This is a genomic window from Mesorhizobium sp. ANAO-SY3R2, assembly GCF_042466635.1.
In the GTDB taxonomy this organism is placed as follows: domain Bacteria; phylum Pseudomonadota; class Alphaproteobacteria; order Rhizobiales; family Rhizobiaceae; genus Aminobacter.
In genome coordinates this window covers 229,312-241,368 of record NZ_CP159954.1, presented here as the reverse complement: position 1 = coordinate 241,368, position 12,057 = coordinate 229,312, and the positions used below count along the sequence as shown (strand labels likewise).

Sequence of the window (12,057 nt, the reverse complement as noted above, 5' to 3'; positions counted from 1 at the left end):
TCACCCGATCCTTATGCGTGTCCGCCGAAATAGTGGGAGAGGATGCGCGCCTCCGACTTCTCTTCGCTGCCGACTTCGGCAACGACCCGCCCCTCGTGCATGACGTAGATGCGCGAGGCCAGATTGATCAGTTCCGGCAGTTCCGAGGTCGAGACGATGACGCAGGCGCCGCCCTCCACCAGTGATTTGATGAGGTTGTAGACATCGGCCTTGGCACCGACGTCGATGCCGACGGTCGGCTCATCGAACAGGTAGACGTCAAAGGACTTCATCAGGCCGCGCGCCAGCATCACCTTCTGCTGGTTGCCGCCCGAGAACGCCATGACCGGCCGCTCCGGCGCCATCGGCCTGAGCGCGAGGTCGGCCAGCGGCTTGGCGATGGTGTCCTTCTCGCTCCAGAACTTGAGAACCGGCCCGGCCGACATCGACGGCAGGTCGAGCGAGCTCATGGTGGTGTTCTCGCGTACCGGCCGGATCAGGGCCAGGCCCTCGGCGCCACGGTCGGCGGGGAAATAGCAGAGATTGTCGGCCAGCATGCCATGCGGCGTCGGCTTGTCGACCGTCTTGCCGGCAAGGCGGACGCTGCCGGCCGAAATCGCATCGAGGCCGAACACGGCACGGCACAGCTCGCTGCGGCCGCAGCCGACGAGGCCTGCAAGCCCGACCACTTCGCCGGCGCGGGCGACGATGGAGGCGTCGACGACCGTGCCGTCGGCGGTGTTCAGCCCGGAGACTTCGAGCCGGACGGCGCCGGGATTGTAGTGGATGGTGGGGAAAAGCTGCTCGACGGGTCGGCCGACCATCATCTCGATCAGGCCTTCGTCGGAGATTTCAGCCGTCCGCACGGTGCCGATCAGCTTGCCACCGCGCAGCACGGTGACGCGGTCCGACAGGTTGCGGATCTCGCTCATGCGGTGGGAAACATAGATGATGCCGACGCCCTTGGCCTTGAGCCTGGCCATGGCGGCAAACAGCTTTTCGGCTTCGCCGTCGGTCAGAGAGGCGGTCGGCTCGTCGAGGATCAGCACGTCGGGGCTGGTGCGCAGCGCCTTGGCGATCTCGACCATCTGCTTCTGCGCCCGCGACAGCAGCGCCACCTTGTCGTCGAGCGGCACGTGAAAGCCCAGGTCGTCGAACAGGCGGGCGGCGGTCTCGCGCATCTGCCGCCGGCGCAGGAAGCCGCCTTTGGAGTCCTCGCGGCCGAGGAAAAGATTTTCCAGCACCGTCAGGTCCGGCACCAGGCTGAATTCCTGGAACACCGAGGCGATGCCGATGTCGCGCGCCTTCTGCGGCGTGAGACCGGATATGTTCTGGCCCTTGAGACGGTAGGAACCGCTGTTCCAGCCGAAGGTGCCGGCGATCATGTTGATGAGTGTCGACTTGCCCGCACCGTTCTCGCCGAGCAGCGCATGCACTTCACCCCGTTCGAGGGTGAAATTCACGTTGTCGAGCGCGAGATTGTTGCGAAATCGCTTGGTGAGACCTGTAACTTCGAGCATCGAACACACCTTGAACCGCCGTTCCCGTGACCCGGCCGCAGATGCGGCCGGGCCGGGGGAGGATCGCGTCAGAAACGCGAGGGAAGCGAGCGGGCGGATCATCCGCCCGCAGCACACGAGGCTTACTTCACGGAGAATTCGGGGCTGGTCCCTTCCGGCGCGAAGATCTGCGTGGTGTCGAACGTCGAGACGTTGTCCTTGGTGACGATGCCCGGAGCGACGAGCAGCACCTTCTCGTGCGGCTTCTTCTCCAGCGCGCGCACGGCAAGGTCGACGCCGATGCGGCCCATGATGACCGGATACTCGGTGGCGAAGGCCAGCACGGTGCCGTCCTTGACCGCCTTCAGCATGGTCTGGTTCTCGTAGGACGAGACGATGGTCACGTCGTCGCGGCCGGCATCGGCGCGGGCGCCGATGGCGGCTTCAGCGGTCGGCGCGCCACCCCAGATCAGGTTCATGTCGGAATGGGTCTGGAGTGCGTCTTCGACCAGGCGGAGCTGGGCGGGAACGCTTGCCTCGCCGAACATCTCGGCCAGCAGCTTGATGTTGCCGGTCTTGGTGCTGTCACGGAAGCCGTCCATGTAGGTCTCGGCCCAGCCGCTGCCCTGCGGTCCCGGGAAGGCCACGGCCTGGCCCTGCTTGTCGCCGAGGAACTGCTTCGCATATTCGCCGGTCTGGAAGCCCTTCTGGTAGAAGTCGGGCGTGATGCGCGCGGTGATCGGGGTCTCGAGGATCGGATTGGCAACGGCGACGTTGACGATGCCCTTGCCCATGCCTTCGCCGATCTTGGCGGCAACGCCGGCCTCGGAGATGGCGCCGATGATGATGGCGTCGGCGCCGGAAGCGACGCAGTCGTCATATTGCGAAATCTGCTTCGGCAGGGCGGTGTAGCCACCGGCCTGGAAGACGGTGACCTTGACGCCAAGCCGCTTGGCTTCCTCGATCAGGCCGTAGTTCACCGAAACCCAGTAGCTGTCCTGCAGGTGCGGATAGAGCACGCACAGGTTCCACGGCTTCTCCGCCTTTTCCAGCGGCGTGTACTCGATATCCTGGACGCTCTTCAGGTCGCCGTCCTTGGCGGCCGCGATCTTGAACGGCCACCAGTCGGCGGCATTCGCCGCGCCTGCCGAAATCACCGTCGCCGAAAGGGCGAGCGCAAGTGTCCTCAAAAGTCCGGTCATTGTCGAAATCTCCCATTGTTGCTTGGCCTGGCAGCCAGCTGCCCGTAGCCCTCCCAGAGGGCTTGACCGGGTGGATTAAACGCACAGTTGGTTACATCGTCAATCCTAATGTATCCAACTTATTCATTTTTCCGCCAATCTTTATCGATTGGTCTAGTATTGCCTCATGTTTGGATACAGCGACTATAAAAGTAGCAATAATTGTATCCAAGTAACGGCAGGGCAAAAGATCGATCGTGCGGCGCCGCAGGTCAAAGACCGCCACGCCACCCAAAAGGACCCTCCCGCCCCGTCAGATGCTGTACCGTCCGAAAGCCGGACGGCTCCTCCCTTGGATTTGGTGTCGCGGCGGGGCCGGCATCCGGCCCCGCCGCGAAAGGCCGATCAGGCCTTGACCTGCTTCACCGCAGCGTCGAGCGACTTCGCGACCGCGTCGACGACGATGTCGACCTGCTTCTCGGTGATGATCAGCGGCGGGCAGAAGGCGATCGCATCGCCCATGTTGCGGGAGATCACGCCATTCTGCTGCAGCAGCCCGTTGGCCAGGCCGCCGAGCGCGCCGACATTGCCCCATGGTGCCTTGGTCGCCTTGTCCGCGACCAGTTCGACGGCCGCGATCAGGCCGACGCCGCGCACTTCGCCGACCAGCTCGTGCGAAGCCAGCTCGCGCAGGCGCTTCTGCATGTAGGCGCCGACCTCGCGGGCGTTGTCGACCAGGCCGCGCTCTTCGATGATGGCGATGTTTTCGAGCGCCACCGCCGCCGCGACCGGATGGCCGCCGCCGGTAAAGCCGTGGCCGAAGGTGCCGATGCGGTTGCTTTCGTCGGCCAGCGGCTCGAACACCGTGTCGTTGATCAGCAGCGCCGAGATCGGCAGGTAGGACGACGAAATCTGCTTCGACATGACCATGATGTCGGGCTTCATGGCGTAGGTCTGGCTGCCGAACATGTTGCCGGTGCGGCCGAAGCCGCAGATCACTTCGTCGGCGACGAGCAGGATGTCGTATTTCTGCAGCACGGCCTGGATCTTTTCCCAGTAGCCGGCCGGCGGCACGACGACGCCACCTGCGCCCATGACCGGCTCGCCCCAGAAGGCCGCAATCGTCTCGGGGCCTTCGGCGAGGATCAGCTGCTCGAGCTGTTCGGCAAGACGCGTCGAGAACTGCTCTTCGGTCTCGCCCGGCAGCGCGTCACGCCAGTGATGGGGCGATTCCGTGTGCAGCACGTTGGCGATCGGCAGGTCGAAGGAGATCTGGTTGTTGGGCAGGCCGGTCAGGCTGGCCGAGGCGATGGTGACGCCGTGGTAGCCGCGCTTGCGGCTGATCAGCTTCTTGCGCTGCGGCTGGCCGAGCGCGTTGGAACGATACCACACCATCTTCATGGCGGTGTCGTTGCCTTCCGAGCCGGAGTTGGTGAAGAATGCCTTGCTCATCGGCACCGGCGCCATCGTCACCAGCTTCTCGGCCAGGTCGATCAGCGGCGAATGCGCCTTGTGGGTGAAGTTGTGGTAGAAGGGCAGCTTGGCCATCTGCTTGGCGGCAGCCTCGACCAGACGCGGCTCGGAGAAGCCGACGCCGACGCTCCACAGGCCCGCCATCGCTTCGATGTAGCGCTTGCCGTTGGAATCCTCGACATAGATGCCGTCGCCCTTCTCGATGATCATCGGGCCGACTTCCTGATGACGGCGGGCGTTGGTGTAGGAATGCAGGTGGTATTTCTTGTCGCGCGCCTCAGGCGAATTGGGCTGGCCGTCCATGATGGGTTCCTTTGTTACGACGATGTCTGGGTGGGCGCATCCGCAACTGCGGCGGCCGGGCAATTTTGGCGATCTCTCTATTCCTCCAGATCGCGCTTGCAAAATTTCAAATTTGCTGTTTGATGCATCATGTTTTTATCAAGACGCGGTGTCAAGAGCATTTTCACGCATTTGGTTTTAAGACGAACAGGTCATTTCCATAGGATGCAGCGGCGATGAGTGAACCATTCGGCCTACAGGCTCTTGAGCACGACAACCTCGGCGAGGTCGTCTATGGCAAGCTGTCCGACGCCCTGATGAAGGGCCGGCTTGCGCCCGATTCCCGGTTGACGATCCGCGACCTGGCGCAGTCGCTGGGCACCAGCGTGACGCCGGTGCGCGACGCCATCCTGCGGCTCATCCAGGACGAGGCGCTGGTGCAGAAATCGGCCCGCGACGTGCGCGTGCCGATGCTGACGGTGGAGCGCTACCAGGAGATTCGCCAGATCCGCCTGAAGCTCGAGGGCCTGGCCGCGCGTGAAACCGCGCTGAAGGCGACCGCAGTCGACATCGCCCGGCTGCGCGACCTCATCGAGCGCAACGAAAAGGCCATTGCCGGCCAGGACTGGACCGAGGCGCTCGACCTCAACCAGACCTTCCATTTCGCGCTGACCGAAATTGCCAGCATGCCGGTGTTGCGCGGCATCCTCAACCGGCTGTGGTTGCAGATGGGGCCGCTGATCGCCGCATCTTACAGCCATGGCGGCAGGGTGATGATCGACCAGCACTACGTCATCCTGGCAGCCATCGAGGCGCGCGATCCGGACGCCGCCGAGCGCGCCATTGTCGAGGACATCAGCGGCGCCGGCGCGGTCATCATCGACCGGCTGAGCGCGCACGAACAGGATACCAGGGGAGGCGCGGCCTGACATGGATACAGTCGATTGCATCGTCGCCGGCGCCGGCGTCATCGGTCTTGCGGTTGCCCGCGAGCTTGCCCGCCGCGGCATGGAGACGATCGTCGTCGAGGCGGCGGATGCGATTGGCACGGAAACCAGTTCGCGCAACTCCGAGGTCATCCACGCAGGCATCTACTATCCGCAAGGCAGCAAGAAGGCAGAGCTCTGCGTCAAGGGCCGCGACCGGCTCTATGCCTATGCCGCCGAGCGCGGCATCCCGCACAAGCGCTGCGGCAAGCTGATCGTGGCGACACTGCCCGAGCAGGAGGCGACGCTGAGGGGAATCATCGCCAAGGCTGAGGCCTGCGGTGTCGGCGACCTGGTCATGCTGAGCGCTGAGCAGGCCCGCGACATGGAGCCGGCGCTGAACTGCCACGCTGCCGTGCTGTCGCCTTCCACCGGGATCGTCGACAGCCATGCGCTGATGCTGTCGCTGCTCGGCGAGGCCGAGGAGGGCGGCGCCTATCTGAGCTTCAACACCGAGATCGTCTCGGGCCGCATCGAGGACCGCCTGTTCATCCTGCAGACCCGCGACAACAGCACCGGCAGCGACTACGAGATCGCCGCCCGTCATTTCGTCAATGCGGCTGGACTGGGCGCCAACGCACTGGCGGCCAAGCTCCAGGGTCTCGACCCGCGCTTCGTGCTTGATCTGCACTACGCCCGCGGCAGCTATTTTTCGGTGACCGGCAGGCCGGCCTTTTCGCGGCTGATCTATCCGGTGCCGGAACCGGGCGGCCTCGGCGTGCACCTGACGCTCGACCTTGCCGGCGGCATGCGCTTCGGTCCCGACGTCGAGTGGATCGCGGAAAAAGACTACAGCGTGAACCCGCGCCGCGCCGACCATTTCTATGGCGAGATCAGGAAATATTGGCCGGCACTGGCCGACGGCAGCCTGAGCCCGACCTACAGTGGCATCCGCCCGAAGCTTGCAGGCCCGGGCGAGCCGGCCGCCGATTTCGTCATCCAGGGCCCGGAGGGCCATGGCGTGAAAAACCTCGTCAATCTCTTCGGCATCGAGAGCCCCGGCCTCACCTCGTCGCTGGCGATTGCCGAAGAGGCGGTGCGCCTGCTGGCCCACGACTGACCAGACCACAAATCACTACGGAGGCCGCCTCGTGAGCGAGCATTCAGCCGATTTCGATGCACTCATGCGCACGCTGCTCGGCGAGCGCGGCTGGCTGACGGAGCCCGCCGATGTCGCCAGCCACGGCCGCGACTGGCTGAAGCGTTTTGGCGCAACACCGCTTGGCGTCGCCCGGCCGGCCACGACCGAAGAGGTTGCCGAAGTCGTCAAGGCCTGCGCCGCACACGGGGTCTCCATCTCGCCGCAGGGCGGCAACACCGGACTGGCAGGTGCGAGCGTACTCTCCGCAGGTGAGACCGGCATCATCCTGTCCCTGTCGCGCATGAACCGCATCGTCACGATCGATCCGGTCGACTTCACCGCGACTGTCGAGGCCGGTGTCGTGCTGGAGGCGCTGCATGCCCGCCTCGCCGACCAGCAGCTGATGTTTCCTCTCCATCTCGGCGCCCAAGGCAGTGCGCAGATCGGCGGCCTGATCGGCACCAATGCCGGAGGCAGCCACGCGATGCGCTACGGCATGATGCAGGACCTGGTGCTGGGTCTCGAGGTCGTGCTGCCCGACGGCAGCGTACTGGACGGTGCGCGTGCGTTGATCAAGGACAATGCCGGCTACCAGCTGCGCCGGCTCTTCTGCGGCGCGGAGGGCACGCTCGGCATCGTGACCCGCGCAGTGCTGCGCCTCTATCCCGCTCCCGTGGCCCGCTCCACCGCGCTGCTGGCGCTCGAAAACTTGGACGCAGCCCTTCAGGTCGGCGCCTTCCTGCGTTCGCGGGCCGGCGAGTTCCTGACCGCCATGGAATTCTTCAATGAGTTGGGGCTCGGCCTTGCCTGCAAGCATGTCGCGGGCCTGGTGCCACCACTCGAGACGCGCGGACCGGTCTACCTGTTGGTCGAACTTTCGACCTCCATCCCCAAGATCGAGCTCGACGCCATCGTCGAGGACGCGCTCGCCGCCTGTTTCGAGGCCGGTACGGTGCTCGACGGCGCGATCGCCGCCAACGAGGCGCAGCGGACGGCATTCTGGCGCCTGCGCGAGGAAATGCCGGAAGGCCAGCGCCTCGAAGGGCCGCAGATCAAGCACGACGTTGCAGCCCCCGTCTCGCGCCTGGCCGAATTCGTCGCTGCGGCTTCGGCCGCCGCCGATGCGGTGCTGCCGGGGATCCGAGTCAATCCGTTCGGCCATCTCGGCGACGGCAACGTGCATTTCAACCTGACGCCGCCGGAGGGTGCCGCCGATTTCCAGGGGCGCGAGGATGCACTTTCGGAAGCGATATATAATGCCGTGATCGCCCATGACGGCACCATTTCCGCCGAGCACGGCATCGGCCAGGCCAAGGTGGCACTCGCCGACGGCTATCGGCCGGCGGCGGAACGCGAACTGATGCGGCAGATCAAGCGCGCGGTCGATCCGCGACAATTGTTCAACCCCGGCAAGATTGTCCGATGGTGAAATCGCCACCGCTCTCGCCTATGTAGGGCTCCCGCCCTCGACTCACCCAATCTGGACAGGTGCCGCCGCTGGCGCCTGCAATTCAGCCCCCGTTCAATCTCAGCCCCGAAGGATCCCCCATGTATCCAGACGTCAAACTGTTCATCGACGGACAATGGAGCGCTGCCGAAGGCGGCAAGACCATCGACGTCTACAACCCCGCCACCAACGAGGTGATCGGCAAGGTCGCCTCGGCCGGCAAGGCCGATCTCGACCGGGCGCTGGCCGCCGCCGAACGCGGCTTCAAGGTCTGGCGCAAGGTTTCGCCCTTCGAGCGTTCCAAGGTGCTGCGCCGCGCCGCCGACCTGATGCGCGAGCGCGCCGACAAGATCGCCGAACTGCTCACGATCGAGCAGGGCAAGCCGGTCGGCGAGGCCAAGATGGAGATCCTGTCGTCGGCCGACCTGTTCGACTGGTTCGCCGAAGAAGGCCGCCGCACCTATGGCCGCATCGTGCCCGCGCGTGCGGCCGGCGTGCAACAGCTCGTCATCAAGGAGCCGGTCGGCCCGGTCGCGGCGTTCACGCCGTGGAACTTCCCGGTGTCGCAGGCAGTGCGCAAGATTGGCGCGGCGCTGGCCACCGGCTGCTCGATCATCGTCAAGCCGCCGGAAGAGACCCCGGCTTCCGCCGCCGCTCTGGGCGATATCTTCAAGGATGCCGGCCTGCCCGACGGCGTGCTCAACCTCGTCTACGGTAACCCGCCGGAGATTTCCGGCTACCTCGTGCCGCATCCGGTCATCCGCAAGGTCTCGTTCACCGGCTCGGTGCCGGTGGGCAAGCATCTCGCAGCGCTTGCCGGCCAGCACATGAAGCGCGCCACCATGGAACTCGGCGGTCATGCGCCGGCGATGGTGTTCGACGACGCCGACATCGATGCGGCGGCAGCGACGCTTGCCGGCTCGAAGTTCCGCAACGCCGGCCAGGTCTGCGTGTCGCCGACGCGCTTCCTGATCCAGGAGGGCTCCTACGAGCGCTTCCTTGGCAAGTTCGTCGAGCACGCCAAGGCGGTGAAGGTCGGCGACGGCCTTGCCGAAGGCACCCGCATGGGTCCGCTGGTCAATGAGCGCCGCCTTGAGGCGGTCGAGAAGCTGATCAACGAAGCGGTCAGCGACGGCGCCAAGCTCGAGACCGGCGGCAAGCGCATCGGCAACAAGGGCTCCTATTTCGAGCCGACCGTGCTGTCTGGCGTGCGCCCAGACATGCGCATCATGAACGAGGAGCCGTTCGGCCCGGTGGCGCTGGTGATGCCGTTCAAGAGCTTCGACGACGTCGTGGCCGAGGCCAACCGCCTGCCCTTCGGCCTGGCCGCCTACGCCTTTGCCAAGTCGAGCAAGACGATCACCGATCTCGGCGCCGAGATCGAGACCGGCATGCTGACGGTCAACCATCTCGGCCTCGCCCTGCCCGAAGTGCCGTTCGGCGGCATCAAGGACAGCGGCTATGGTTCGGAAGGCGGCTCGGAAGCGCTGGAAGCCTACCTGATCACCAAGTTCGTGACCCAGGCCGGCGCCTGATCCATTCCATCCGGAGCCTGCTCCCTTCCCCGGGGACCAGGCTCCGGTCATCCATGACGAGCGGGCCTGCCGAGCGGCGGGCCCGCTCTTTTTTTTGCCCCGATGATTGGCTGCTTCTGGCTACAGGCATTTCTCGCTGTATCCATTGAGCCGTGTTTACGGCCCTATAGTGCCGGTTTTACAAATAATTGTTGCATCAATGGATACGATATTGACTTGATCTGCGATTGATGTATCCAATTTAGCCATGGAGGACCGCTCCAGCGGGGAAAATCCAAGCGCCCGCGACAAGCAGTCAGACGGTTGGATCCATGGCGATGCGCGACGCAGCGAACCATTTCGCGGCGCCGGATGTCTGTCGCCATGGGAGCGAGTTCGAGGAATATAATGCCCATATACGCTGACCTGGAGCATGCGGCCCGCTGGCGCGAGCTTCGCACCACGCCTGACGACTGGTCGGCGGCCGATCCGGCCATGCTGGAACAGATGTTGGTGTCTTCTCACCTCATTCGCGCCTTCGAGGAAAAGGTGCTCGAACTCGCCGGCCAGGGGTTGGTGCACGGTCCGGCCCATTCGGCCATCGGCCAGGAGGGCGGCGCAGTCGGTTCGGCCGCGCTGATGCGGTCGAGCGACCACATCAATGGCTCGCACCGCGCCCACCACCAGTTCCTCGCCAAGGCGATCCGCCATGTTGCCCCCGCCGGGCTCAGCCACGCCGAGCCGTTCTCGGCGGACATGCAGCACTTGGCGCAGAAGACGCTCGCCGAGATCCTCGGCCTCGCCCAAGGCTTCTGCAAGGGCCGCGGCGGCTCAATGCACTTGCGCTGGCTCGAATCCGGCAATCTCGGCACCAATGCCATCGTCGGCGGCGGCGTGCCGCTGGCGGCCGGTGCTGCCTGGGCCCATCGCCGCGCCGGCACCGGGGACACCGCCTTCACCTATTTCGGCGACGGCGCGGTCAATATCGGCTCGGTGCTCGAAACCATGAACCTAGCGGCTGCATGGAAGCTGCCGCTGTGCTTCTTCATCGAGAACAACCGCTACGCCGTCTCGACCCATGTCGAGGAGAGCACGGCGGAGACGCGGCTTTCGGCGCGCGGCCTGGGCTTCGGCATCCCCGCCTGGAAGGTCGACGGCATGGACCCGCTGGCGGTTGCGCTGGCAACCCAGGAAGCGCTCGATGTCATGCGCAACGGTGGCGGGCCGACCATTATCGAGGCCGACGTCTACCGCTATTTCCACCAGAACGGCCCGCTGCCGGGCAGCGCCTTTGGCTATCGCGACAAGGCCGAGGAGGCCGAGTGGCGAACCCGCGACCCGCTCGACCGGCTGGCGCTCGAGATGCAGCAACGCCAGCTCATCGGCAGCGACGCGGTGGCCGCACTCAGGGCCCGCGCCAAAGAGCTGATGGACGCGGTCGCCGCCGAACTGGTCGAGCAGGTCGACGGCAAGCGCCGCATTCGCCCCGCGCTTTGGCCGCTCGAGGATTTCAGGGATTTTGGCATCCGCGGCGACCTCTCCGAGCTTGCCGGCGTCCGCACCGCCGAATTGGAGAACTTCTCCGGTGCCATCCGCGAGGACGCCAAGTTCATCGAGACCGTGGCCCGGGTGATGCAGCAGCGCATGGCCGGCGACGAGCGCATCGTGGTCATGGGCGAGGACGTCCACCGTCTCAAGGGCGGCACCAATGGCGCAACCCAAGGTTTGTCGGCGGCTTTCCCCGGCCGCGTGTTGGGCACGCCGATCAGCGAAAACGCCTTCACCGGGCTCGCCGGCGGCATGGCCATGGACGGCCGGTACGTGCCGGTGGTCGAGTTCATGTATCCTGACTTCATGTGGGTGGCCGCCGACCAGGTGTTCAACCAGATCGGCAAGGCGCGCCATATGTTCGGCGGCGACAGCAAGATGCCGCTGGTGCTGCGCACCAAGGTCGCCATGGGCACCGGCTACGGCTCGCAGCATTCGATGGATCCGGCCGGCATCTTCGCCACCTCGCCTGGCTGGCGCATCGTCGCGCCATCGACGCCGTTCGACTATGTCGGGCTGATGAACAGCGCGCTGCGCTGCGAGGACCCCGTGCTCGTCATCGAGCATGTCGATCTCTACAACTCGACCGGCCCCGCCCCCGTCGACGACCTCGATTACTTCATCCCGCTCGGCAAGGCCAAGGTGGTGCGCCAGGGCGCGGCGATGACGGTGTTGACCTATCTCAACATGGTGCGCCCGGTGCTGGAGAAGGTGGAGGAACTCGGCCTCGACGCCGAGGTCATCGATCTGCGCTCGCTCGACCGGGCCGGCATCGACTGGGAGACCATCGAGGCGTCGATCGCCAAGACCGGCAATGTGCTGGTGGTCGAGCAGGGCCCGATCGGCACCTCCTATGGCGGCATGCTGGCGACGGAGATCCAGAACCGCTGCTTCGACTGGCTCGACCAGCCGGTGCAGCGCGTCCATGGCGCCGAGGCCTCGCCCAGCATCTCCAAGGTGCTGGAGGCTGCCGCCTGCGCCCGTCCCGCCGACATCGAGCGCGGCCTGCGCCGCATCATGGCCGAGCAGGGCCGGCCCCTTGCCTGAACAGAGTTTTGGCCCGGCGT

At 65.4% G+C, this 12,057-nt stretch carries 8 protein-coding genes; 5 read left to right on the top strand and 3 right to left on the bottom strand.

The features are described from left to right. Positions 1-11: 11 nt before the first annotated feature. The 3 genes from ABSY17_RS03940 to ABSY17_RS03930 all read right to left on the bottom strand — a co-directional run bounded on the left by ABSY17_RS03940 (position 12) and on the right by ABSY17_RS03930 (position 4,435). Positions 12-1,499: a sugar ABC transporter ATP-binding protein gene (locus ABSY17_RS03940; RefSeq protein ID WP_378941817.1), complete on the bottom strand. Its 1,488-nt coding sequence runs from the start codon at positions 1,497-1,499 to the stop codon at positions 12-14. A gap of 122 nt (positions 1,500-1,621) precedes the next feature. Then, positions 1,622-2,680 carry a TMAO reductase system periplasmic protein TorT gene (gene torT / locus ABSY17_RS03935; RefSeq protein WP_378941815.1) on the bottom strand — a complete coding sequence of 353 codons (1,059 nt, stop codon included), beginning with the start codon at positions 2,678-2,680 and terminating at the stop codon, positions 1,622-1,624. Between the two features lie 384 nt (positions 2,681-3,064). Further along, positions 3,065-4,435, bottom strand: coding sequence for an aspartate aminotransferase family protein (locus tag ABSY17_RS03930; RefSeq protein ID WP_378941813.1), 1,371 nt, complete (start codon positions 4,433-4,435; stop codon positions 3,065-3,067). 215 nt (positions 4,436-4,650) lie between these two features. Here ABSY17_RS03930 and ABSY17_RS03925 point away from each other — a divergent pair, with 215 nt between their 5' ends. The 5 genes from ABSY17_RS03925 to ABSY17_RS03905 all read left to right on the top strand — a co-directional run bounded on the left by ABSY17_RS03925 (position 4,651) and on the right by ABSY17_RS03905 (position 12,037). Next, entirely contained in the window at positions 4,651-5,343 is a 693-nt protein-coding gene (locus ABSY17_RS03925) for a GntR family transcriptional regulator (RefSeq protein ID WP_378941811.1), read from the top strand. 1 nt (position 5,344) lies between these two features. Next, complete coding sequence (locus ABSY17_RS03920; RefSeq protein WP_378941809.1) at positions 5,345-6,460, top strand: NAD(P)/FAD-dependent oxidoreductase; 1,116 nt, start codon at positions 5,345-5,347, stop codon at positions 6,458-6,460. Between the two features lie 31 nt (positions 6,461-6,491). After that, positions 6,492-7,910 (top strand): FAD-binding oxidoreductase, encoded by a 1,419-nt coding sequence (locus ABSY17_RS03915; RefSeq protein ID WP_378941807.1) that lies wholly within the window; start codon positions 6,492-6,494, stop codon positions 7,908-7,910. A 119-nt stretch (positions 7,911-8,029) separates the two neighbouring features. After that, positions 8,030-9,463, top strand: coding sequence for an NAD-dependent succinate-semialdehyde dehydrogenase (locus tag ABSY17_RS03910; protein ID WP_378941805.1), 1,434 nt, complete (start codon positions 8,030-8,032; stop codon positions 9,461-9,463). A 387-nt stretch (positions 9,464-9,850) separates the two neighbouring features. Next, complete coding sequence (locus ABSY17_RS03905; protein WP_378941803.1) at positions 9,851-12,037, top strand: thiamine pyrophosphate-dependent enzyme; 2,187 nt, start codon at positions 9,851-9,853, stop codon at positions 12,035-12,037. The last annotated feature ends 20 nt before the right edge of the window (positions 12,038-12,057 follow it).

Excerpts from the sequence above, each read along its gene's own strand:
- ABSY17_RS03940 (WP_378941817.1), bottom strand. The coding sequence starts at position 1,499 with ATGCTCGAAGTTACAGGTCTCACCAAGCGATTTCGCAACAATCTCGCG.
- torT (WP_378941815.1), bottom strand. The coding sequence starts at position 2,680 with ATGACCGGACTTTTGAGGACACTTGCGCTCGCCCTTTCGGCGACGGTG.
- ABSY17_RS03930 (WP_378941813.1), bottom strand. The coding sequence starts at position 4,435 with ATGGACGGCCAGCCCAATTCGCCTGAGGCGCGCGACAAGAAATACCAC.
- ABSY17_RS03925 (WP_378941811.1), top strand. The coding sequence starts at position 4,651 with ATGAGTGAACCATTCGGCCTACAGGCTCTTGAGCACGACAACCTCGGC.
- ABSY17_RS03920 (WP_378941809.1), top strand. The coding sequence starts at position 5,345 with ATGGATACAGTCGATTGCATCGTCGCCGGCGCCGGCGTCATCGGTCTT.
- ABSY17_RS03910 (WP_378941805.1), top strand. The coding sequence starts at position 8,030 with ATGTATCCAGACGTCAAACTGTTCATCGACGGACAATGGAGCGCTGCC.
- ABSY17_RS03905 (WP_378941803.1), top strand. The coding sequence starts at position 9,851 with ATGCCCATATACGCTGACCTGGAGCATGCGGCCCGCTGGCGCGAGCTT.